Origin of the sequence: Bacillus sp. FSL L8-0099 (assembly GCF_038006385.1) — a bacterium.
Lineage (GTDB): Bacteria > Bacillota > Bacilli > Bacillales > Bacillaceae_G > Bacillus_A > Bacillus_A toyonensis.
Window position 1 is genome coordinate 315,395 of sequence record NZ_JBBOVC010000001.1, and the last position, 24,204, is coordinate 339,598.

Annotated in this window: 23 protein-coding genes and 1 riboswitch; of the genes, 15 read left to right on the forward strand and 8 right to left on the reverse strand. The window is 36.6% G+C overall.

Annotated features, from left to right (window positions below):
* Positions 1–19 precede the first annotated feature (19 nt).
* Positions 20–1,555, forward strand: coding sequence for a bifunctional phosphoribosylaminoimidazolecarboxamide formyltransferase/IMP cyclohydrolase (gene purH, locus MHH42_RS01735; protein ID WP_000745414.1), 1,536 nt, complete (start codon positions 20–22; stop codon positions 1,553–1,555).
* Positions 1,556–1,778: 223 nt separating this feature from the next.
* Complete coding sequence (purD, locus tag MHH42_RS01740; protein WP_001101935.1) at positions 1,779–3,050, forward strand: phosphoribosylamine--glycine ligase; 1,272 nt, start codon at positions 1,779–1,781, stop codon at positions 3,048–3,050.
* A 36-nt stretch (positions 3,051–3,086) separates the two neighbouring features.
* On the opposite strand, the gene MHH42_RS01745 is transcribed toward purD, so the two are convergent.
* The 3 genes from MHH42_RS01745 to MHH42_RS01755 form a co-directional block, all read right to left on the reverse strand.
* Positions 3,087–3,251: a toxin-antitoxin system HicB family antitoxin gene (locus MHH42_RS01745; protein WP_001085171.1), complete on the reverse strand. Its 165-nt coding sequence runs from the start codon at positions 3,249–3,251 to the stop codon at positions 3,087–3,089.
* A 16-nt stretch (positions 3,252–3,267) separates the two neighbouring features.
* Positions 3,268–4,113, reverse strand: coding sequence for an SPFH domain-containing protein (locus MHH42_RS01750; protein ID WP_000660692.1), 846 nt, complete (start codon positions 4,111–4,113; stop codon positions 3,268–3,270).
* A 217-nt stretch (positions 4,114–4,330) separates the two neighbouring features.
* Positions 4,331–4,708 (reverse strand): YgaP family membrane protein, encoded by a 378-nt coding sequence (locus MHH42_RS01755; protein ID WP_000812355.1) that lies wholly within the window; start codon positions 4,706–4,708, stop codon positions 4,331–4,333.
* A gap of 294 nt (positions 4,709–5,002) precedes the next feature.
* On the opposite strand from MHH42_RS01755, the gene MHH42_RS01760 reads away from it, so the two are divergent.
* The 6 genes from MHH42_RS01760 (at position 5,003) to pruA (ending at position 13,748) form a co-directional block, all read left to right on the forward strand.
* Complete coding sequence (locus MHH42_RS01760) at positions 5,003–5,692, forward strand: heptaprenylglyceryl phosphate synthase (protein ID WP_000272082.1); 690 nt, start codon at positions 5,003–5,005, stop codon at positions 5,690–5,692.
* Entirely contained in the window at positions 5,693–7,942 is a 2,250-nt protein-coding gene (pcrA, locus tag MHH42_RS01765; protein WP_001149617.1) for a DNA helicase PcrA, read from the forward strand. It abuts the gene before it with no gap.
* A gap of 15 nt (positions 7,943–7,957) precedes the next feature.
* Entirely contained in the window at positions 7,958–9,967 is a 2,010-nt protein-coding gene (gene ligA, locus MHH42_RS01770) for an NAD-dependent DNA ligase LigA (protein ID WP_000031436.1), read from the forward strand.
* A gap of 16 nt (positions 9,968–9,983) precedes the next feature.
* Positions 9,984–11,180, forward strand: a complete 1,197-nt coding sequence (locus tag MHH42_RS01775) for a CamS family sex pheromone protein (protein ID WP_000717024.1) — start codon at positions 9,984–9,986, stop codon at positions 11,178–11,180.
* A 95-nt stretch (positions 11,181–11,275) separates the two neighbouring features.
* Positions 11,276–12,046, forward strand: coding sequence for a TSUP family transporter (locus tag MHH42_RS01780; protein WP_000343983.1), 771 nt, complete (start codon positions 11,276–11,278; stop codon positions 12,044–12,046).
* A gap of 154 nt (positions 12,047–12,200) precedes the next feature.
* Positions 12,201–13,748 carry an L-glutamate gamma-semialdehyde dehydrogenase gene (gene pruA / locus MHH42_RS01785; protein WP_000259542.1) on the forward strand — a complete coding sequence of 516 codons (1,548 nt, stop codon included), beginning with the start codon at positions 12,201–12,203 and terminating at the stop codon, positions 13,746–13,748.
* Between the two features lie 249 nt (positions 13,749–13,997).
* Here pruA and MHH42_RS01790 read toward each other — a convergent pair whose 3' ends face one another.
* On the reverse strand, positions 13,998–14,561 hold the full coding sequence (locus MHH42_RS01790) for a cysteine hydrolase family protein (RefSeq protein ID WP_340892762.1): 564 nt from the start codon (positions 14,559–14,561) through the stop codon (positions 13,998–14,000).
* Between the two features lie 241 nt (positions 14,562–14,802).
* Positions 14,803–14,907: riboswitch (SAM riboswitch) on the forward strand.
* A 124-nt stretch (positions 14,908–15,031) separates the two neighbouring features.
* On the opposite strand from MHH42_RS01790, the gene MHH42_RS01795 reads away from it, so the two are divergent.
* From MHH42_RS01795 to MHH42_RS01805, 3 genes are read left to right on the forward strand one after another with little or no spacing between them, the layout of a single operon-like run.
* Positions 15,032–16,051 (forward strand): methionine ABC transporter ATP-binding protein, encoded by a 1,020-nt coding sequence (locus MHH42_RS01795; RefSeq protein WP_000622985.1) that lies wholly within the window; start codon positions 15,032–15,034, stop codon positions 16,049–16,051.
* Positions 16,041–16,706, forward strand: a complete 666-nt coding sequence (locus MHH42_RS01800) for a methionine ABC transporter permease (protein WP_001261855.1) — start codon at positions 16,041–16,043, stop codon at positions 16,704–16,706. The genes MHH42_RS01795 and MHH42_RS01800 overlap by 11 nt, the downstream gene beginning before the upstream one ends.
* Before the next feature lie 21 nt (positions 16,707–16,727).
* Positions 16,728–17,582: a MetQ/NlpA family ABC transporter substrate-binding protein gene (locus MHH42_RS01805; protein ID WP_000721581.1), complete on the forward strand. Its 855-nt coding sequence runs from the start codon at positions 16,728–16,730 to the stop codon at positions 17,580–17,582.
* A 171-nt stretch (positions 17,583–17,753) separates the two neighbouring features.
* Here MHH42_RS01805 and MHH42_RS01810 read toward each other — a convergent pair whose 3' ends face one another.
* The 4 genes from MHH42_RS01810 to MHH42_RS01825 form a co-directional block, all read right to left on the reverse strand.
* Entirely contained in the window at positions 17,754–18,221 is a 468-nt protein-coding gene (locus tag MHH42_RS01810) for an HXXEE domain-containing protein (RefSeq protein WP_097872779.1), read from the reverse strand.
* Between the two features lie 57 nt (positions 18,222–18,278).
* Entirely contained in the window at positions 18,279–18,470 is a 192-nt protein-coding gene (locus MHH42_RS01815; RefSeq protein ID WP_000544097.1) for a DUF3926 domain-containing protein, read from the reverse strand.
* Complete coding sequence (locus MHH42_RS01820) at positions 18,463–19,644, reverse strand: ArsA family ATPase (protein WP_097872778.1); 1,182 nt, start codon at positions 19,642–19,644, stop codon at positions 18,463–18,465. The genes MHH42_RS01815 and MHH42_RS01820 overlap by 8 nt, the downstream gene beginning before the upstream one ends.
* A gap of 185 nt (positions 19,645–19,829) precedes the next feature.
* Positions 19,830–20,312 carry a MarR family winged helix-turn-helix transcriptional regulator gene (locus MHH42_RS01825; RefSeq protein ID WP_000942483.1) on the reverse strand — a complete coding sequence of 161 codons (483 nt, stop codon included), beginning with the start codon at positions 20,310–20,312 and terminating at the stop codon, positions 19,830–19,832.
* A gap of 230 nt (positions 20,313–20,542) precedes the next feature.
* On the opposite strand from MHH42_RS01825, the gene MHH42_RS01830 reads away from it, so the two are divergent.
* From MHH42_RS01830 to gatB, 4 genes are all read left to right on the forward strand, one after another.
* On the forward strand, positions 20,543–20,779 hold the full coding sequence (locus tag MHH42_RS01830; protein ID WP_001254393.1) for a YiaA/YiaB family inner membrane protein: 237 nt from the start codon (positions 20,543–20,545) through the stop codon (positions 20,777–20,779).
* Positions 20,780–20,920: 141 nt separating this feature from the next.
* Positions 20,921–21,211 carry an Asp-tRNA(Asn)/Glu-tRNA(Gln) amidotransferase subunit GatC gene (gatC, locus tag MHH42_RS01835; protein WP_000086999.1) on the forward strand — a complete coding sequence of 97 codons (291 nt, stop codon included), beginning with the start codon at positions 20,921–20,923 and terminating at the stop codon, positions 21,209–21,211.
* Positions 21,212–21,226: 15 nt separating this feature from the next.
* Positions 21,227–22,684: an Asp-tRNA(Asn)/Glu-tRNA(Gln) amidotransferase subunit GatA gene (gene gatA, locus MHH42_RS01840; RefSeq protein ID WP_340892774.1), complete on the forward strand. Its 1,458-nt coding sequence runs from the start codon at positions 21,227–21,229 to the stop codon at positions 22,682–22,684.
* Positions 22,685–22,698: 14 nt separating this feature from the next.
* Complete coding sequence (gatB, locus tag MHH42_RS01845; RefSeq protein WP_001047676.1) at positions 22,699–24,126, forward strand: Asp-tRNA(Asn)/Glu-tRNA(Gln) amidotransferase subunit GatB; 1,428 nt, start codon at positions 22,699–22,701, stop codon at positions 24,124–24,126.
* The last annotated feature ends 78 nt before the right edge of the window (positions 24,127–24,204 follow it).

The window sequence follows — 24,204 nt, forward strand, 5'->3', positions numbered from 1 at the left end:
AACCAGGGGTGAAGGATAAATGAAAAAGCGTGCATTAGTAAGTGTTTCAGATAAAACAGGAGTAGTAGAATTTGTTAAAGGTTTACTAGAACAAGGGATTGAAGTTATTTCAACAGGTGGTACGAAAAAATTACTAGAAGAAAATGGTTTACAAGTAATCGGTATTTCTGAAGTAACTGGTTTCCCAGAAATTATGGATGGCCGTGTAAAAACATTACATCCAAATATTCATGGTGGTCTATTAGCAGTTCGTGATAATGAAACACATGTAGCGCAAATGAATGAATTAGGCATTCAACCAATTGACTTTGTTGTTGTTAACTTATACCCATTTAAAGAAACAATCGCTAAGCCTGATGTAACATTTGCTGATGCAATTGAAAATATTGATATCGGTGGCCCAACAATGATTCGCTCTGCTGCGAAAAATCATAAATTTGTATCGGTAATCGTAGATCCAGTAGATTATGATGTTGTATTAGCAGAACTGAAAGAGAACGGCGAAGTAAAAGAAGAGACGAAACGTAAATTAGCAGCGAAAGTATTCCGTCATACAGCGGCATATGATGCGTTAATTTCTAACTACTTAACAGAACAAATGGGTGAAGAAAGTCCAGAAACGTTAACTGTGACGTTTGAGAAAAAGCAAGACTTACGTTATGGAGAGAACCCACATCAAAAGGCTACTTTCTATAAAGCACCATTTGCTGCAACTTCTTCTGTTGCATATGCAGAACAATTACATGGTAAGGAATTATCTTATAACAATATTAATGATGCAGACGCAGCGCTTAGCATCGTAAAAGAATTTACAGAACCAGCAGTAGTAGCGGTAAAACATATGAATCCATGTGGCGTTGGAGTAGGAACTGATATTCACGAGGCATATACTCGTGCTTATGAAGCGGATCCAGTATCAATCTTCGGCGGTATTATTGCAGCAAATCGTGAAATTGATAAAGCTACAGCAGAAAAGTTACACGAAATTTTCTTAGAAATTGTTATCGCTCCTTCGTTCTCGCAAGAAGCTTTAGAAGTGTTGCAAAGCAAGAAGAACTTACGCTTACTAACTGTAAATATTGAAAAAGCGACAAGTGCAAGCAAAAAACTAACTTCTGTACAAGGTGGTCTTCTTGTTCAAGAGGAAGATACGTTATCATTAGATGAGAACACAATTTCAATTCCAACGAAACGTGAACCATCAGAGCAAGAGTGGAAAGATTTAAAACTAGCTTGGAAAGTTGTAAAACATGTGAAATCAAATGCAATTGTTTTAGCGAATGATAACATGACGGTTGGTGTAGGCGCGGGACAGATGAACCGTGTAGGCTCTGCAAAAATTGCAATTACACAAGCTGGCGAAAAAGCACAAGGTAGCGCACTTGCATCTGATGCTTTCTTCCCAATGCCAGATACAGTAGAAGAAGCAGCAAAAGCTGGTATTACAGCAATTATCCAACCAGGTGGATCAATTCGTGATGAGGATTCTATTAAAGTGGCAGATAAGTATGGGATTACGATGGTGTTCACTGGCGTACGTCATTTCAAACACTAATAGAGGATGTCTAAAAGGTCCGGTCGAGATAATCTTCGCATGTCGTCGTTGCAATGCCAGTGCGGTACTCATGTAGGAAAACTATACTCCGTATCCTCTTGGAAAATACGCCTCGACCTGCTCGGTTCTCTCGATCCTCCCTTTTAAACTTCTATTGATATGAAAAAGCAAACTAGGAGCATAGCTTCTAGTTTGTACCTATTTAATTATTGGGGGATGAAATATGAATGTTTTAGTAATTGGCCGCGGTGGGCGTGAGCATGCTTTAGCTTGGAAGTTTGCACAATCTGAAAAGGTGGAGAAGGTGTATGTAGCACCAGGTAATGAAGGTATGCGAGATGTTGCAATACCAGTTGATATTGATGAAAATGATTTTGATGCATTAGTTTTATTTGCCAAAGAGAATAATGTTGAATTAACTTTCGTTGGGCCAGAAATTCCGCTTATGAATGGAATTGTTGATCGTTTTAAAGAAGAAGGACTTCGCGTATTTGGTCCGAATAAAGCGGCTGCTGTTATTGAAGGCAGTAAAGCTTTTACGAAAGAGTTGATGAAAAAGTATAATATACCAACTGCTGCATACGAAACTTTTACAGACTATGATGAAGCAGTAAAGTACATTCAAAAAGTTGGTGCGCCAATTGTTGTTAAAGCTGATGGATTAGCTGCTGGTAAAGGTGTAACGGTAGCAATGACGCTTGAGGAGGCATTACAAGCTGTGAAAGAAATGCTACAAGATGTGAAATTCGGCGTGGCAAGTAAGAAGGTCGTTATTGAAGAGTTTTTAGATGGACAAGAATTTTCATTGATGGCATTTGTAAATGGAACAACTGTACATCCGATGGTAATTGCTCAAGACCATAAACGAGCTTTTGATGGCGATAAGGGTCCTAATACAGGTGGAATGGGCGCATATTCTCCAGTACCACAAATTCCAGAATCAGCAGTTCAAGAGGCGATTGAAACAGTATTACACCCAACTGCTAAAGCGATGATCCAAGAAAATCGTTCGTTTACAGGTATTTTATATGCAGGGCTTATTTTAACAAATGATGGTCCAAAGGTAATTGAATTTAATGCTCGCTTTGGTGATCCTGAAACGGAAGTTGTATTACCTCGCTTAGAGAATGATTTAGTTGATGTATGCAACGCTGTGTTAGATGAAAGTGAACTAACTTTACAATGGTCAGAAGATGCTGTTATCGGTGTTGTACTTGCTTCTAAAGGATATCCAGAAGCGTATAAAAAAGGTGAAGTTATTAACGGATTAGATACATTGCAAGATGTGATTGTTTTCCATGCGGGGACAGTAATGAAACACGGTGATTTTGTAACAAATGGTGGCCGTGTATTATTTGTTGCTTGCAAGGCGAATAGTTTACAAGAAGCAAAAGATAAAGTATATAAAGAAATCGGTAAAATTGAGAGTGATGGTCTATTTTATCGAAGTGATATAGGATATCGTGCAATTGGGCATGAGATGACGAGAAGCTAATGTATAAAAAATCCCGCTGATTTCTCAGCGGGATTTTTATGCATCTTTATCTTTCTTCAATTTTCCTTTTTGCTTTGCCATTTCTCGAAGTAAATACTCGATGTGTGCATTGACGCTACGAAACTCATCATTCGCCCATTTTTCGATGACTGCGTGTAATTCAGGATCAATACGTAATGGAAAGCTTTTCTTTTTAGCCATAATTATTTACAACCTATTAGTATAGGCTTCCTGTATTAATAACTGGTTGCGCACCTTTATCTGAAACGATGGCAACCAATAAGTTGTTTACCATATTTGCTTTACGCTCGTCATCGAGTTCCAGCACGCCTTCTTCATCCAACATATGGATTGAATCTTTGGCCATTTTCACAGCACCTTCAACAATCTCTTTTCTAGCAGCTAACACTGCTTTTGCTTGTTGACGTTGTAGCATTGCATGGGCAATTTCTGTTGCGTAAGCTAAATGCGTTAAACGAGTTTCTAATACTTCTACACCAGCAATTTCAAGACGCGCTTCTAATTCGCGTTTTAGCTCTTCTGAAATTTCCTCAGTATTTCCACGTAACGTAATACAAGTTTCATCCTGGAAATTATCATAAGGATATTTTGTTGCCACGTGGCGGATTGCTGTTTCACTTTGGATTTCTACGAATCGATCGTAATGCTCAACACCAAACATTGCTTTTGCAGAATCAACCACCTTATATACGATAACAGCTGCAATTTCAATTGGATTTCCTTCGACATCATTTACTTTTAATTTCTTACTATTAAAGTTTTCAACACGTAAAGATACAGTTTGACGGAATGCAAATGGAATTGTTAAAAATAAACCGTTTTGACGAATTGTTCCTAAATAATTACCGAAGAACGTAATAACTTTCGCTTGATTCGGTTGAACGATACCGATGCCTGTAGCCAAAACAGATGCTAATATAAGAGCTAAAATAGCTATTACAAACATTTCTTGTACAAGGCAAAATACACCGATAGCGGCTAAAACTAAAATTCCAATAACACCCAGAAATCCATTTACATAAAATACTTGTTTTTCTTTCATATGATCGCCTCCTGATATAAAAATGATATCACTTTTATATCATTTTAAGCAAGGGATTCATACCTAATCTTCTGAATTTTTTTATTTGGTATTTTTTATGTACGTGTTAGGGATGAAAAGGAATGTACGTTCTGTTTTGTGGTAAAATAAAGAGGACTTAACCGCCCACTGCAGCAGCTAAGTCCCTTTGAGAGCATCTTGCATCGTGACAAATGATTCAAAGCGGTTTTGCCAGGATTATTTCTTCAATCGCTGACTCAATCTCTTTGTCAGAAGCATCATAACTTCCCTTTGACTTTGGCTTGTCATGAGCGGAAGTTTGATTCACTTCTTCTTTAGCATGTCCTTTTTCAGTAAAATTCATGCCAGGCATTTTAAATGCGCCCATATTCATGTATTTTCCAAATTTCCATGCTTCAACAATAGGGCAGAAGCGAACAATTCCCTCTGCAACTTTCATTGCACCAATCCATAGAAAAATGTTAGACCAAGTGCACCACGGATTGCGTACAAGTTTAGTTGCACTACATCCAAAGAGGACAAGCCCAAGTGTAATTCGAATTAGAGCGTTTATTGTCCCGATGTTTTGCTTCATTAGAAAAACACTCCTTTTTATGAAAATTGAAATAGTAAATACTACTTCTCTTATTAGTATTCCGTGTGATTTTGGGGATATGTAATCCAACATTTGACGTTGAAAAAGATGTTGGAATGGGCGTGTGTGTCAGTAGCTTTTTTTGTTATAATGAAAGAATGCATAAAAAGAAGGTAAAATGAAATCCTTCTTTTTGAAAAATATTTAATAGCTATTTAAAAAAAACAAGATGAAAACTAACTGTTATTTTAAACAGAACTATAGATATAACTAGAGAAAAGAAAGGGTGTTTTCATGTACGATATTTCCGGATGGAAACATGTATTTAAGCTTGATCCAAATAAGGAGTTAAGCGATGAACATTTAGAAATGATTTGTGAGTCTGGAACCGATGCTGTTATTGTAGGCGGAAGTGATGGAGTTACAATTGATAACGTATTACACATGCTAGTTAGCATTCGTAGATATGCAGTTCCTTGCGTGTTAGAGGTTTCTGATGTGGAAGCAATCACACCAGGCTTTGATTTTTATTACATCCCAAGCGTATTAAATAGCCGAAAAGTAGAATGGGTAACAGGTGTTCATCACGAGGCATTGAAAGAATTTGGGGATATTATGGACTGGGACGAAATTTTCATGGAAGGGTATTGTGTTTTAAATCCTGAAGCGAAAGTAGCCCAGCTTACAGATGCAAAATGTGATTTAACAGAAGATGACGTTATTGCATACGCGCGTTTAGCAGACAAGCTATTACATTTACCGATATTCTATTTAGAATATAGCGGTACGTATGGAGATATTGAACTTGTTAAAAATGTAAAAGCAGAATTGAAACAAGCTAAGTTATATTATGGCGGTGGCATTTCTAATGCAGAACAAGCGAAAGAAGTAGCGCAGTATGCCGATACAGTAGTTGTTGGAAATGTTATTTATGATGATATAAAATCGGCGTTAAAAACAGTTAAAGCAGTAAAAGGAGAGTAGGTGCAGGCGTATATGAGTATGACGGATAAGTTATTAAATGGTTTAAATCCACAGCAACAAAAAGCAGTGCAAACAACGAATGGACCGCTGCTATTAATGGCGGGAGCGGGTAGTGGTAAAACACGTGTGTTAACACATCGTATTGCATATTTACTTGGTGAAAAAGGTGTAGCGCCATGGAATGTACTAGCTATTACCTTTACAAATAAGGCTGCTCGTGAAATGCGCGAGCGTATTGATACACTTGTCGGACCAGAAGCAGAAGATATTTGGATTTCTACGTTCCACTCTATGTGTGTACGTATTTTACGACGTGATATCGATCGTATTGGTATTAATCGTAACTTTACAATCTTAGATTCAGGCGATCAGTTAACTGTAGTCAAAAAAATTATGAAAGAGCGTAATATTGATCCGAAGAAATTTGAGCCGCGCTCTATTTTAGCCGGTATTAGTAATGCGAAAAATGAACTGTTATCTGCAGATAAATATGCAAAAAAAATTACAATCGCTGATCCATATGAAAAATTAACGAGCGATGTATATACAGAATATCAAAAACGTCTTTTGAAAAATAACTCATTAGACTTTGATGATTTAATTATGACAACGATTCAGCTATTTGAACGTGTTCCAGAAGTACTAGAGTTTTATCAGCGTAAGTTCCAATATATTCACGTGGATGAGTATCAAGATACGAACAAAGCGCAGTACCTTCTTGTTAAACATTTAGCAGCACGTTTTAAAAACCTTTGTGTTGTGGGTGACTCAGATCAGTCTATTTATCGCTGGCGTGGTGCGGATATTTCTAACATTTTGTCATTCGAAAAAGACTATGAGAATGCGCAAGTTATTCTGTTAGAACAAAACTATCGTTCGTCACAAAATATTTTAAATGCAGCCAATGCTGTTATTGAAAAAAATACGAATCGTAAACCGAAAAAATTATGGACAGACAACCAAGTTGGGAGCAAAATTTCGTATTATCGTGCTGCAACTGAAAAGGACGAAGCGTATTTTGTTGCGAAAAAAATTCGTGATGATATTCAAATGGGGAACCGAAAATATACTGACTTTGCAGTATTATATCGTACGAATGCTCAGTCTCGTATGGTTGAGGAGATTTTCCTGAAATCTAATATCCCTTATAAAATTGTCGGCGGTACGAAGTTCTACGACCGTAAAGAAATTAAAGACATTTTGGCGTACTTACGTTTAATTGGGAATCCTGATGATGAGATTAGTTTCGCACGTATTATTAACATGCCGAAGCGCGGGATTGGTGCGACTTCTATCGATAAAATTATTAATTACGGTGTGCAAAACGGAATTTCATTAACGGCTGTATTTGATGAAATTGAGCATGTTGGTGTAAGTGCAAAAATTACAAAGGCAGTAAAAGAATTCGCAAGTTTACTACACAACTGGGTAAATATGCAAGAGTACTTATCTGTTACAGAATTAGTAGAAGAAGTCATTGAAAAAACAGGATATCGCGAGATGTTGAAAAATGAGCGTTCTTTAGAAGCAGAAGGCCGTTTAGAAAACTTAGATGAGTTTTTATCTGTTACGCAAACGTTCGAATCTCAAAGTGAAGATAAGAGCCTTGTTGCATTCCTAACAGACTTAGCTCTTGTCGCGGATATTGATCGTGTAGATGAAGATCCAACTGCTGGTGAAGAAGTTATTTTAATGACGATGCACTCAGCAAAAGGGCTAGAGTTCCCTGTAGTCTTTATCGTTGGTTTAGAGGAAGGAATATTCCCGCATACGCGTTCTCTTATGGAAGAAGATGAAATGCAAGAAGAGCGTCGTCTTGCTTATGTAGGTATTACTCGTGCAGAAGAAGAATTATACTTATCGAATGCGCAAATGCGTACTTTATTTGGTAGGACAAGTATGAATGCAGCATCTCGATTTATTACAGAAATCCCGGCAGAGCTGGTGGAACCATTAAATGAAACAGCGCCGAAGCGTGAAACTTCGTTTAGTGCAAAAGGAAGAACGACAGGAGCTGCGGCAACAACAACACGCTCTCGTTCAGCTTTCGTACGTCCGGCTGTTAAGACAACAGGCGGCGAGCAAATTGGCTGGGCAGTAGGCGATAAAGCTTCCCACCAAAAATGGGGAGTCGGTACAGTTGTAAGTGTAAAAGGCGAAGGTGATTCAAAAGAATTAGATATCGCGTTCCCAAGCCCGATTGGTGTTAAACGTTTATTAGCAAAATTTGCACCTGTGACGAAACAATAGGAAAGGAATGAGGATATGTCAAAAGAGATAGCAAAAAAACGTATAGAAGAACTACGTGATTTGTTAAATACATTTAACTATCAATATCACGTATTAGACAATCCTTCTGTTTCTGATGCGGAGTATGACCGTAATATGCAGGAGCTTATAAAATTAGAAGCAGAGAATCCAGAGTTCATGAGTGAAGACTCTCCCTCCGTGCGCGTTGGGGGAACTGTTCTTGATATATTTGAAAAAGTAACGCATAAGTCACCGATGTTAAGTTTAGGAAATGCATTTAACGAAGGAGATTTGCGTGATTTTGACCGAAGAGTACGTCAAGGAATTGATGATGCGAATGTAAGATATATATGCGAATTAAAAATTGACGGACTTGCTGTTTCACTTCATTATGAAAAAGGACGCTTTATTCAAGGTGCAACACGTGGTGATGGTATAACAGGTGAAGATATTACCCAAAACTTGAAAACGATTAAAGCAATTCCACTTCGATTAAATGAAGAGGTAACGTTAGAAGCGCGAGGCGAGGCTTATATGCCGAAGCGTTCATTCGTTAAACTAAATGAAGAAAAAGAGCAAAACGGTGAAGATGTATTTGCGAATCCGCGTAATGCGGCAGCAGGTTCAATACGTCAACTTGATACGAAAATTGCAGCAAAGCGTAACCTATCCATGTTTGTATATGGTCTTGCAAATGTAGAAGAAAAAACAATTTCATCGCATAGCGAATCACTTGATTTCTTAGGTGAACTGGGGTTTAAGACAAATCCAAATCGCCGTACATGTGAAACAATTGAAGAGGTTATAGCTTATGTAGAAGAATGGCAGGAAAAACGTCCGAATCTTGATTATGAGATTGATGGGATCGTTATAAAAGTAGACGATGTTGCTCTTCAAGAAAGCCTAGGAACTACTGCAAAGAGTCCAAGATGGGCGATTGCTTATAAATTCCCGGCTGAAGAAGTTGTAACGAGATTAACGGGCATTGAATTAAGTGTTGGCCGTACAGGGGTTGTAACACCGACTGCAGAGTTAGAACCAGTACGAGTGGCTGGTACGATCGTTCGTCGTGCTTCCTTACATAACGAGGATTTAATTCGTGAAAAAGACATTCGAATTGGTGACTACGTTGTTGTGAAAAAGGCTGGAGATATTATTCCTGAGGTTGTGAACGTTATTTTTGATAAGCGTACTGGTGAGGAAGAAGAATACCGCATGCCAACGCATTGTCCGGCATGTGAGAGTGAACTAGTTCGTTTAGAAGAAGAGGTTGCACTTCGTTGTATAAATCCAACTTGTCCTGCCCAAATTCGCGAGGGATTAATTCATTTCGTTTCAAGAAATGCAATGAATATTGACGGACTTGGCGAGCGTGTCATCACACAGCTCTTTGATGCAGATTATATTCGTACGTTTGCAGATTTATATGCATTGACGAAAGAACAATTACTACAGCTAGAGCGTTTTGGTGAAAAATCAGCAACAAATTTAATACAAGCAATTGAGAATTCGAAGGAAAACTCGTTAGAGCGATTATTATTTGGCCTTGGAATTCGCCATGTCGGGGCGAAAGCAGCACGTACATTTGCAGAGCATTTTGAAACGATGGATGCACTTGTGAAAGCGACGGAAGAAGAGCTAAAATCAATTAATGAAATTGGAGAAAAAATGGCGCAATCCGTTGTGACATATTTTGATAATGAAGATGTATTAGAGCTATTACAACAGTTTAAAGAGTATGGCGTGAACATGACATACAAAGGCATAAAAAGTGCAGATTTACAAAATGTTGAATCTTACTTTGCAGGGAAAACTGTCGTCTTAACTGGGAAATTAGAAGTGATGGGACGCAGTGAAGCGAAGAAGAAGATTGAGGCATTAGGTGGAAAAGTAACAGGAAGTGTTAGTAAAAGTACGGATTTAGTTGTTGCTGGTGAAGCTGCTGGCTCAAAATTAGCGCAAGCAGAGAAGCACAATGTTGAAGTTTGGAATGAAGAGAGGTTCTTACAAGAGCTAAATAAGTAAGAGGTGCAAACTTACCATGAAAAAAATAGCATTAGCGGTATTAAGTCTTGGCCTACTTGTAAGTGGTTGTAGCGCAGGTGCCGACAAAGATGAAAAAGTGGCTGAGAAATCAGGGAAAGCAAAAGAGCAAGCAGTCGTTCCGAAGTATGCTATTTCGGATGAATATTATAAGACGACTGTTCCATTTGATGCAGGATCTGCACGTGGATTAGTTGTGCAGGGATTAAATAATCGTCTTGATATAGATGAATTTGAAACAGGATTAATGCGTATTGCAAAAGAATCATTTAATACGAAAGATTATTTCTTTAAAGGTGGAAGTACTCTAGATGATCAAACCGTAAAAATGCTTGTAAAAAGAAAGCGTACAGATGCCGAACAAAAGGAACTAGAGAGCAAATTAAAAAAAGATGCAGTTAAATTTCCGAATATAGGGCTCAATCCAGCGTTAGGCGAAGGATCAGAATCACTAGAAGTGAAAAATAAAAAAAATCCAATATATATTTCAAATATTTTAGAGCATAATTATTATGTGAAAAAAGGCGATAAAGATGTTGAACTTGGTGGTATTGTAGTTGGTTTAGCAATGAATTCTGTTCAATATTTTAATGAAGAGCATGGTTATCCGCGTGAGGCTAAAATCGAGGACGAAAAAATGTTAGCTGAAGGGAAAAAAATGGCGCAAGAAATCTTGAAAGTTATGCACCAAAAAAAGCCCGACATAAAAAACGTTCCGATTACATTTGCGATTTATCGTCAATCTCCAAAGTCTGCACTTGTGCCAGGAAACTTTGTTTCTTATGCTAATGTGGAAAAAGGTAGTGAAACGGTTGAAGATTGGAAACAAATTAACGAGAAATACTATTTGTTCCCGTCTGAACAAGCAAAAACAGACAATAAGCGTGAAGATCTTGCAAGGGTATCTAACTTCAAAGCAAAACTAAGCGATTATTTCCAAGGCGATTATTCCGCTGTTATCGGTACTGGTATGTATAGAGACGAGGAATTAAAAGAAATGAAGCTGGATATTCCTGTCCAGTTTAATGGAAAAGCGGAAATAATTGGTTTTACACAATATGTAGCAGGGCTTGTTATGGAATACTTCCCAAATTATATGAGAGTACAAGTAACGATTAAATCTGTAGAACGTCCAGAAGCGATTATTATACGTGAAGCGAAGCAAGATGAGCCACTCGTAAAAATTTTAGATTAAAGATAAAAGCTGTTCCACAAAGGAACAGCTTTTTTTCTTGAGGAATTTTGTTATAATTTTAAATGTTATAAATAAGGGGATAAGGGGTAAAGGTCATGGACGAACTAAGTCTTCAAGTCATTATTTTATTAATTGCATTCGGATTTTTAGCAGCTTTTATTGATTCAGTTGTTGGAGGTGGAGGATTAATTTCGCTTCCTGCACTAATGTTTGTCGGTTTGTCACCAGCTTCGGCAATTGCAACGAATAAATTAGCTGCAACGATGGGGACGTTTACGAGTGCAATTTATTTTATTCGATCAGGAAAAGTCGATTTTAAAATTGTAGGAAAGTTAATCCCATTAACTATTATTGGAGCGGTCGCAGGTGCTTTAGTGGTAAAATTTATTCCACCGGATATTTTACGTCCATTAGTACTTGTAATGTTGGTGTTTATTGCCATTTATATTATTGCAAAAAAGGATTGGGGAAGCGTATCTACCTATAAGAAGATGACGAAAAGGAAAACATTAATATTTTTCTTTGTTATTTTAATGATAGGGTTTTATGATGGTTTTTTTGGACCAGGGACAGGATCCTTTTTAATTTTTGCATTTTTATTAATAGGTTTGGATTTTATTCAAGCAGCGGCATCTGGAAAACTTTTGAACTTTGTTAGTAATATCGTATCTTTAATTACTTTTTTATTTTTAGATATAATTCATTTTGAATACGGTATTATTATGGGATTATCAATGATTTTAGGTGCTTATTTTGGATCGAAGTTTGCAGTTCAAAAAGGCGTTGGATATGTAAGGACTTTATTTTTATTAGTTACTATATTATTGATCGGAAAAAATGTTTTGGAATATACTCATATTTTGTAGATTCATACGCATGTATGAATCTCTTTTTTTTATTATATTTTAAAAATTTATTAATTTTTAAAATATAAGTCTAGGAATATTTGAATAAATCTAAATTATCGTGTAGAATAATGTTGTAAAATGTAAACGTTTTTCTAAGGGGAGGCTAAAAAGAATGGTAGTAGCATACAAACATGAGCCATTTACAGATTTTTCAGTAGAGGCTAACAAATTAGCGTTTGAAGAAGGTTTAAAGAAAGTAGAATCTTATCTTGGACAAGACTATCCATTAATTATTGGGGGAGAAAAAATCACTACAGAAGATAAAATTGTTTCTGTAAACCCTGCAAATAAAGAGGAACTTGTTGGTCGTGTTTCAAAAGCAAGCCGTGAATTAGCTGAAAAAGCAATGCAAGTAGCGGATGCAACATTCCAAACTTGGAGAAAGTCAAAACCAGAAATGCGTGCAGACATTTTATTCCGTGCTGCAGCAATTGTTCGTCGTAGAAAACATGAGTTCTCTGCTATCCTTGTAAAAGAAGCAGGTAAACCATGGAATGAGGCAGATGCTGATACAGCGGAAGCAATCGACTTTATGGAATATTATGCTCGTCAAATGTTGAAATTGAAAGACGGTATTCCAGTAGAAAGCCGTCCAATTGAATATAATCGTTTCTCTTACATTCCATTAGGAGTAGGTGTTATCATTTCTCCTTGGAACTTCCCATTCGCAATTATGGCAGGTATGACAACAGCTGCTTTAGTTTCTGGTAACACAGTATTACTAAAACCAGCTAGTACAACTCCTGTAGTAGCTGCGAAATTCATGGAAGTATTAGAAGAAGCTGGCTTACCAGCTGGCGTAGTAAACTTCGTGCCAGGTAATGGTTCTGAAGTTGGTGACTACTTAGTAGATCATCCTCGTACACGTTTCGTAAGCTTCACTGGATCTCGTGATGTAGGTATCCGCATTTATGAGCGTGCAGCGAAAGTAAATCCAGGTCAAATCTGGTTAAAACGTGTTATCGCTGAAATGGGCGGTAAAGATACAATCGTTGTTGATAAAGAAGCAGATCTTGAATTAGCAGCTAAATCTATCGTTGCATCAGCATTCGGATTCTCAGGACAAAAATGTTCTGCATGTTCTCGTGCTGTAATCCACGAAGATGTATATGATCACGTATTAAATCGTGCTGTTGAATTAACAAAAGAATTAACAGTTGATAACCCAGCTGTATTAGGTACAAATATGGGTCCTGTTAATGACCAAGCTGCATTCGATAAAGTAATGAGCTATGTTGCAATTGGTAAAGAAGAAGGTAGAATCCTAGCAGGTGGCGAAGGAGACGATTCTAAAGGCTGGTTCATCCAACCAACAATCGTTGCTGATGTTGCAGAAGATGCTCGCTTAATGAAAGAAGAAATCTTCGGACCAGTAGTAGCATTCTGTAAAGCAAAAGACTTCGATCATGCACTTGCAATTGCAAACAATACAGAATACGGTTTAACAGGAGCAGTTGTTTCTAATAACCGCGACCATATTGAAAAAGCACGTGAAGACTTCCACGTAGGTAACTTATACTTCAACCGTGGATGTACTGGTGCAATCGTAGGTTACCAACCATTCGGTGGCTTTAACATGTCTGGTACAGACTCTAAAGCTGGTGGCCCAGATTACTTAGCACTTCACATGCAAGCAAAAACTACTTCTGAAACTTTATAAGAAATAGTAGAGGAGCTTTTCACAGAATGTGAAGAGCTCCTTTTAAATTAGAATCCCATATATTACTATTATTCGAAGAGGACGAGCTAAACCCTATTAATAGCGGGATAAACATGTAAATAGAAATAAAGTGACGGGAAAAGTTGATTTATTAGTCACATTTTTTAGTATTCATTTTAAGAATTTCCTGTATAATACAATTTGAAAGAAAATCTATGGTTTGACAAGAAACACTCTTTTCGGTTTTGCTCACTGAATGGAGTGTTTTTTTGTAACCAAAAATTCCTCTGTACTCATTGCATTTGCATATACTCCATTTAAACTGGCCAAAATTGTATTGTGAATATAAACAGCTGGTATAGTAGCATTCTTAAAAGAAAGATCTTTTGTAGCACAAGCATCGTGTATAACGGTACAATGAAAGCCGAAATCAAAAGCAGCTCTTACGGTAGCATCAATACACATATGAGTCATCATCCCGCATATGACGATGTGTTCAATGTCTAAACGTTGTAATTGTTCTAAAAGATTAGTTTCTCGGAAGCTATTTGGATAATGTTTGAGTATAACAGTTTCTTCTCTAAGCGGACGGACATTCTCGTGAATATGGACACCTTCTGTATTAGGTAGGAAAAAAGTAGCATCATTTTTTATTGCTACATGCTGGATATGAAAAATAGATCCGCCGTTCATTCTAAAGTGTTTTAGTAGCTCACTGGCATACTCACTTGCTTCTACCGGATTGCGCAATTCCATCTTTCCATTTGGAAAATAATCATTTTGGATATCAACGAGTAATAGAGCTGTTTTCATATATTCACCTTCCTCTGATTTCATATTCAAATAATAGTATTCAATTCATAGAAAAAATAATCCTTTTAAAAAATATGAGGGAGAAGAATTTTACATAACCTTCAAGATTACTATTTTATTATGAATTTTTATTTGAAAATTTTAATAAAGAAATAATTAATATTTTTCTAAAAAATGTATTGACTCTCACTATTCTGAGTTCTATAATGAGAATTAATTAAACGACAATTAAATCGATACATTCTTATCCAGAGAGGTGGAGGGACTGGCCCTACGATACCTCAGCAACGGGTTTTTTAATACCGTGCTAACTCCAGCAAGTCTTTATAGGCTTGGAAGATGAGAAGATGTGAACGAGTACATATAAGTGCTCTCCTTCTTATCTTTTATTACTGATAAGAAGGAGAGCACTTTTTATTTTACCTCGAAAGCTCTACTTCTAGTTTTTACAGCATATAGGAGGGAAGAAAATGATTTCTTTTAATAACGTAAGTAAAGTATATGAATCAGGTGGGCAATCTGTTCATGCTGTGGAGGATGTAACATTATCAGTTGAGAAGGGCGAAATTTTTGGCATTATCGGATTTAGTGGTGCTGGAAAGAGTACGTTATTACGCCTAGTAAACATGTTAGAGAGACCGACTGCAGGAACGATCTCAATAGATGATAAAGATATTACATCCTTATCAACGAAAGAATTACGGAAACTTAGACAAAGAATTGGGATGATTTTTCAAAGTTTTAATTTATTTAATTCAAGAACAGTGTTTGGGAATATTGCTTATCCATTAAAGTTAGCGAAAGTACCAAAGAATGAAATAAAAGAAAGAGTCAATGAACTGCTGAAGTTTGTAGGGCTAGAAGATAAAGCAAACTATTATCCGGAGCAGTTATCAGGCGGACAAAAGCAACGTGTTGGGATTGCTAGGGCACTTGCAACATCACCAGATATACTTATATGTGATGAGGCAACATCAGCCTTAGATCCAGAAACAACGACAGAGATTTTAAACTTATTAAAGAAAATCAATCGTGAATATAATTTAACAATTCTTCTTATTACACACGAAATGCATGTTGTGAAAGAAATTTGTCACCGTGTAGCTGTAATGGAGAAGGGAAAAGTTATTGAAGAAGGAAAACTGTTTGATGTTTTCACACAACCAAAAACAAAGACAACTCAAAACTTTGTACGTTCTGTTATTAATGACCACTTGCCAGAAAGTGTTCTAGCGAAAATTCAAAATGGTGGTCAGATTTATCGCTTAACTTTTACTGGTGAGGAGACAGGACAGCCGGTACTATCATATATCGCAAAAAACTATAACGTCGATGTAAATGTACTGTACGGAAATATTATTGAACTTCAAAATGTACTATTTGGAAATCTTCTTGTAGAATTGCAAGGTGAACAGAAGGAAATTCAAAAAGCATTACAACATCTAAGACTGCAAGTGAAGCTGAAGGAGGTAGAAGCTCATGCGAGTTGATTGGAGTATATTTTGGCCTCGCATATTAGATGCGACGGGGGACACCCTCTTAATGGTAATTGTAACCCTTATATTCGCTATAATTCTTGGTATACCTCTAGGTTTACTTTTATATGTAACGAGAAAAGGTAATTTTTTAGAAAATAAATGGGTTTTTTCTATTCTTAACGTCATCATTAATACAATTCGTCCAGTTCCATTCATTATCTTTTTAGTAGCTTTAAGCCCACTAACAAGAAGCGTGATCGGAACGACGATTGGAACAGCGGCAGCAATCTTCCCAATGACGTTAGTGGCATCTATTGGTATTGCTAGAATGGTTGAAACAAATCTTGTCTCAGTTCCGAAAGGAGTAATTGAAGCTGCACAAGCGATGGGCGCTTCACCACTTAGAATTGTTTTTGAAATTCTCGTGCCAGAAGCGTTAGCACCATTGATCTTAGGTGTTACGTTTATGACAGTTGGTTTAATTGAATTTTCTGCAGTTGCTGGGCTTGTCGGTGGTGGTGGTCTTGGTGACTTAGCAATGACATATGGTTATCAACGTTTTGATACATCAGTTATGTTCGTAACGGTCGTTTTACTTATTATTCTCGTACAGATAGCTCAAAATTTAGGAAACTACTTTGCGAAAGTGTTTTTACGCAGATCATAAAAAGGAAGAGGGGAAAAGAAAATGAAGAAAATTTTAGCATTTGCATTATCAGCGATTGTAGGAATTTCAGCACTAAGCGGCTGCTCGGGTGGAGACACAGGTGCAGGAGCAAAAGAGAAAGTAGTTCGCGTCGGTGTAACTGGAACGGATGGAGACGTTTGGGAAATTTTGAAGAAAAAAGCTGAAAAAGAAGGAATTAAAATTAAACTGGTTGAGTTCTCTGATTATACAACGCCAAATAAAGCGTTAGCTGATGGAGATATTGAATTAAACTCATTCCAGCATATTGCTTTCTTAGAGCAATTTAAAAAGGAGCATAAGTTAGATATTACAGCTGTCGGTACAACACAAATTGCACCAATGGGCTTATTCTCTGAAAAATATAAGAAAGCAAATGAAATCCCAGATGGTTCAGAAATTGCTATTCCAAATGATCCAACGAACCAAGCACGTGCATTAAAACTTCTTGATGCAGCGGGGTTATTGAAACTTAAAAAAGATTTTGGTCTATTTGGGGATCCAAGTGGTATCGCTGAAAATCCGAAGAAGTTAAAAATTACACCGGTTATTGCACAGCAAACACCTCGTGTATTAAAAGATGTAGCTGCTTCAGTTATTAATAACGGTGTGGCTGGTCAAGCTGGATTAGATCCAGCGAAGGATCCTATTTTCTTAGAAGATCCAAAGAATGAAAATGCGAAGCCTTATATTAATATTTTCGCAGCTCGTACGAAAGATAAAGACGATCCAACACTGAAAAAAGTAATTGAATTATATCATTCAAAAGAAGTAACAGATGCAGTTAAGAAAGAAACAAAGGATGGTTCAATTTCAGTAGATCTTTCATTTGAGGAGCTTGAAAAAATCGTAAAATAATCATTGGGTTTAATGAACTAATAGAAGGAACCCCTCCGCTGTTAGTTCGTTCAACATATAATCTACTTAACAAACAAAACCCTAATTTTGTACCTTCCAATTTTGTATAACGTAGAATCCAATGTTTGTTAAGTAGAGTGATGGACCGGGAGTTTTCCTGGTCTTTTTTTATTACTGAAAGCAGTTAGCGAATAGTAAGGTAATCCAAATTATAATGGGATAAGAAAGTAAGCTGAAAATGAGTGTAATTACGAATTGCTTTTTATGAATTAATTGTTTTTTGGATGAAAAAAAGAAAATAGAAAAGATAACAATGAAAACTGAGGATATTACGCCAGGATTATAGGAGCGATAAATCAAAAACAAAATAATATGTTGCACAGTGTTAAAAAAAATGGCTCCTTGTATAAAAATAATCCAGTGTATAGAAGACAAGAAGTTTAGTTGATATAGAAAGACGATAAGTACGACGAAGATTGTTAATATGGAAATGGCAATGAAAAATTGTTGGCTAGTTATAAGATGAATTGAAAATTGATTAGCAAGATATTGTGGCATTTGGAAAGCTTCTTCAAGGTTATGAATGAAAAATAATAAAGGAATGATCCAAAGCGTAATAGTGGAATGTTTTTTTAGCAACTTATATCACTCCAATAAAGTATAGAAAGCCTAAAAAGGCCCTCTATACAGAGATGATTATTCAATTATGATACTTTTTAAATTATCTTCATGATGCTCTCGTTCTTTCGGATAAGCAGCTAGCTCCTCTTGCAAAATACTTAGCATTTGCTTAGCTGATTGCTGGATTGGAGTAGGTAGCTCTTCTAATATACGCATACCGACTCTTACTTTTGTCCGAATTACTTTTCGTAGTAATTCCTCATGCATGCACCACACCTCCAAATCGAATGTTTAGTACATCCTCTTCAAACTTGGCTCCTTGAATAGAAAGGTGTGTTAATGTTTTTGGTAATGTGATGTTCCGTTTAACAGAGCCGGCTCGAATAATAAGCTCATCACCTTTTTGATTTAATGAAAGTTCACTTTTGTTTGAGAAGGGGATGGATAGAACGAAAATATATTCATCGCCATCTTTTTTCACATATTGTGTGCGACCATTGAATTTCACTTCAGTAGGAGAGGAATCGGATTTAAATAAAGCATTGCCTACACGCTCTAACATAGGTAAACCAACAACTTCTTGTTCGAACATGGGAGCTTCGTAAATAGGAAGTGGCTGAAAACTATCTTGAATTAATGTTTTATATTTCTTTTGCGTATCTTTCCATGCTTGAAAATAAGGATCGGTGACAGTGTTAGGGATGACACGGTTAATCATGATGGCATCTACGTTATAATCGTATAAATTTAAATAAGTAAAACTACGCTGAGCTTCTTTAATGACCATTTTTTCGGGATTTACAACGATGCGGATACTTGTTATTTCTCGGTTCGATAAAATATCTCTCATTTCTCCAAGCTGTTCAAGTGTATTTGTTAATTCGTCCATAATATCATCGGTTGGAAGGGGGACACCAAGAAGTGGTTGAGCTACAGGACGAACGACTTTTAAAACTTTTCTTTTAATAGGAAATAATTTTTCCATCCACCAGCCGAGCATGTCTGGAAAACTAAGCATTGCTAATGTTTCTCCTGTTGGAGCGCAATCAATGATGATAACGTCGTATGTGTTTTTTTTATAATAATCGAGCACGCGAAGTAAGCTAATTAAATCTTCCATACCAGGAAACATCGTTAATTCTTCTGTTGTAATATCATCAGCTGCTTTGGAAGTGAATAACAAGGTAATGTATTTCTGTAACTTTCCCCAGCCTTTTTCCATTTCATAAATCGTATTAATCTCTTGTGCCCACAAGTTTTCGCGAATTTCTAATGGCTCAGAAGATAGCTTTATACCAAATGAATCTCCTAAACTATGAGCAGGATCTGTACTCATTACTAATGTTTTTAATCCTTGTTTTGCGCTTTGAAGTGCTGTTGCTGCTGAAATGCTAGTTTTTCCTACGCCGCCTTTACCTGTATACAAAATAATTCTCATCATTCTATCCCCTTTATTTCGGTTATCGAATATTATGAACATCGAAGTATTTAATTGAATAAAAACCCAGTTAGGGCTTTATCCCGCATTAACGGGCAGTAAGACTTCCTTCCAAAAATTCGGCTGGAGCAAAGAAATTAGGTGGGAGGTCAACTGCCCGTAAATGCCCGATTGATTAAAGTTTCACTTTATTCAATCGGAATGTTTTTCATTCTAGGTGTAGAAACCTTTTCTTCTGTTTTTTGCTGTGACGTAGCAATGTGATTCATAATTTTTTGGAAGATTTGTAGTAAGAATGCTTTTTCTTCTTCTGACAATGCTTCTGTCACTAGGCTAAAGTAATGGGCTGCATTTTGTTTTACTTCTTGAACGAGCATTACGCCGTTTTCTGTTAAACGAATTAATACAATGCGTCGATCGTTTTCATCACGGTACCGTTCAATATACCCCTTTTTTACAAGGCGATTTACAACACCTGTCGTTGTACTCATCGGTATATCAAGAAGGTCAGCAATTTTTGTCATTGTAATATCTGTATTTCGCTCCATCCAAAGTAAACAAAATACTTCTGTCTTGGAAAGTGTTAAATCAAGGCTTACCCATTCTTCAGGATAGAAAAGTTTCTTGGCGTTATCTAGCAGTAAGTCTAAAAAGTGTTCATATTGCAACAATTAATTCCACTCCCGTATATTTCGAGGTTCGTAATATTTGTTTTTATTTTATGTAGAATAGAAATAAATGTCAATATTTTTAATTTATTTTTCAGATTAGACAGAAAACAATCTTTAAAAGGGCATTTTTTTATGATAGATTAATAAATAGAAAAAGAATTTTACATAAAAATCCATAACGGTAAATATATTTATCTATAATGGATGTGCATCTAACAAGGGGGATAATGATGAGAAGAAGAAATACGCAAGCGTTCACGTTTTTAGCATGGACTTCATTTGTTTGTGCGCTTTCAGGGATGCTAATTGGGATTTACACGTTAGATGAAACGCTTAGTGTAAAAGGGTACTATTTAATTGGAACGTTATTTTTAACGATGTCTTGTTTTGTATTACAAAAAACAATTCGTGATAATGAAGAAGATAACGAGAGATTTCCAAAAAATAAACCGTTAGATAAAGAGTAAATTGTAAAGAAAGGCGTTTGCCTTTCTTTTTTTATGTAAAAATGCCGTAAGTGCCATGTGTTGACTTGCTTGAAGTACTGAAAATTTGGTATCATCAATAGTATTGTAGATTGAACGATATATTATGGAGGTGGCCTAGCCGTGTCAAGAATTTCCGTTGAGAATGTAAAGCACGTAGCACATTTAGCACGTCTTGCAATTACTGATCAAGAAGCAGAAAAATTTCAAAAACAACTAGATGCAATAGTTACATTTGCAGAACAGTTAAATGAATTAGATACAACAGATGTAAAACCAACAACTCATGTATTAACTATGAAAAATGTTATGCGTGAAGATGTGCCAGAAAAAGGTTTACCAGTAGAAGAAGTATTAAAAAATGCACCGGATCACAAAGATAATCAAATCCGTGTTCCAGCAGTATTAGAATAGAGGAGGGGAATTTCGATGTCATTATTTGATCATTCTGTATCAGAGTTACATAAGAAGTTAAACAACAAAGAAATTTCCGTTACGGATTTAGTAGAAGAATCTTACAAACGTATTGCGGATGTTGAAGATAACGTAAAAGCTTTTCTTACATTAGATGAAGAAAATGCACGCGCGAAAGCGAAAGAATTAGATGCTAAGATCGGCGCTGAAGATAATGGTTTATTATTCGGTATGCCAATCGGTGTAAAAGATAACATTGTAACTAACGGTCTTCGTACTACTTGTGCGAGCAAAATGTTAGCAAACTTTGATCCAATTTACGATGCGACAGTTGTGCAAAAGTTAAAAGCTGCTGACACAGTTACAATCGGTAAATTAAATATGGACGAGTTCGCAATGGGTTCTTCAAATGAAAACTCAGGTTTCTACGCTACAAAAAATCCATGGAACTTAGATTACGTTCCAGGCGGATCTAGTGGTGGTTCTGCAGCAGCTGTAGCAGCAGGAGAAGTATTATTCTCTCTAGGTTCTGATACGGGTGGTTCTATTCGTCAGCCAGCTGCATATTGCGGTGTTGTAGGTTTAAAACCAACTTACGGACGCGTATCTCGTTACGGATTAGTAGCATTCGCATCTTCACTTGACCAAATCGGACCGATTACACGTACAGTAGAAGACAATGCATACTTATTACAAGCTATTTCAGGTATTGACCGCATGGATGCAACTTCTGCAAATGTTGAAGTTGGAAACTACTTAGCTGGTTTAACAGGCGATGTTAAAGGTTTACGCATTGCTGTACCGAAAGAATACTTAGGCGAAGGTGTTGGCGAAGAAGCTCGTGAGTCAGTACTAGCTGCTTTAAAAGTATTAGAAGGTATGGGCGCAACTTGGGAGGAAGTATCTCTTCCACACTCTAAATACGCTCTAGCAACGTATTACTTATTATCTTCTTCTGAAGCATCTGCTAACCTTTCACGCTTTGATGGCGTACGTTACGGTGTTCGTTCTGATAATGTAAATAACTTATTAGATCTTTACAAAAACACACGTAGCGAAGGTTTCGGTGACGAAGTAAAACGCCGTATTATGCTTGGTACATTTGCACTTAGCTCTGGTTACTATGATGCATATTACAAAAAAGCACAACAAGTACGTACATTAATTAAAAACGACTTTGAAAATGTATTTGCTAACTACGATGTTATTATTGGACCAACAACGCCAACTCCAGCATTTAAAGTGGGCGAAAAAGCGGATGATCCAATGACAATGTATGCAAACGACATTTTAACAATCCCAGTAAACTTAGCAGGTGTTCCAGCGATTTCTGTTCCATGTGGATTCGGTGCTAATAGTATGCCACTTGGATTACAAATCATTGGTAAACACTTCGATGAAGCGACAATTTACCGCGTTGCACATGCGTTTGAGCAAGCAACAGACTATCATACAAAAAAAGCAAGTCTGTAAGGAGGCGAGCATAGATGAATTTAGAAACAATTATTGGTTTAGAGGTTCACGTTGAGTTAAAAACAAATTCGAAAATTTTCTCTGCGAGTCCAACAGAATTCGGAGCAGAGCCAAATACACAAACGAGTGTAATTGACTTAGGATACCCAGGGGTACTTCCAACTTTAAATAAAGAAGCAGTTAACTTTGCAATGAAAGCTGCAATGGCATTAAACTGTGAAATCGCAACGGAAACGAAGTTCGACCGTAAAAACTATTTCTATCCAGATAATCCGAAAGCTTACCAAATCTCTCAGTTTGATAAGCCAATTGGAGAAAATGGTTGGATTGAAATCGAAGTAGATGGCAAAAAGAAACGTATCGGTATTACACGTCTTCATTTAGAAGAAGATGCTGGTAAATCAACGCATACAGCTGACGGGTCATTAGTAGACTATAACCGTCAAGGTATGCCTTTAATCGAAATCGTGTCTGAGCCAGATATGCGTACGCCAGAAGAAGCATACGCATACTTAGAGAAGTTAAAATCAATCATTCAATACACTGGCGTATCTGATTGTAAGATGGAAGAAGGTTCTCTACGTTGTGATGCGAATATTTCCCTTCGTCCAGTTGGACAAGAGAAATTCGGTACAAAAGCAGAACTGAAAAACTTAAACTCATTCACTTACGTACAAAAAGGTCTTGAGCACGAACAAGTGCGTCAAGAAAAAGAATTGTTATCTGGTGGTATCATCCAACAAGAAACACGTCGTTATGATGAAGCAACGAAGAAAACAATCTTAATGCGTATAAAAGAAGGATCTGACGATTACCGTTACTTCCCAGAGCCAGATTTAGTTGAACTTTATATCGATGATGCGTGGAAAGAAGAAGTGCGTGCTTCTATTCCAGAACTTCCAGATGCACGTAAAGCTCGCTATGTTGCTGAAATTGGATTACCAGCTTATGATGCACACGTATTAACATTAACGAAAGAGATGTCTGATTTCTTTGAAGCAACAATTACAGATGGAGCAGATGCGAAATTAACATCAAACTGGTTAATGGGTGAAGTACTTGCATACTTAAACAAACAACAAAAAGAATTAAAAGATGTTGCATTAACGCCTGCTGGTTTATCTAAAATGGTTCAATTAATTGAAAAAGGTACAATTTCTTCTAAAATCGCGAAGAAAGTATTTAACGAGTTAATTGAAAAAGGTGGAGATCCAGAAGAAATCGTTAAAGCGAAAGGTCTTGTTCAAATTTCTGACGAAGGTACACTTCGTAAAGTCGTAACAGAAATCCTTGATAATAATGAACAATCTATTGAAGACTTCAAAAACGGTAAAGACCGTGCAATTGGCTTCTTAGTTGGTCAAATTATGAAAGCGACAAAAGGACAAGCAAACCCACCGCTTGTTAACAAAATCTTACTTGAAGAGATTAATAAGCGATAAAATAAGAGAGAGATTCTTATTTTTGAATGCTAAAATAGTATAGATTCTTAAAGATTAAACAGAAAAAACACCCTTATT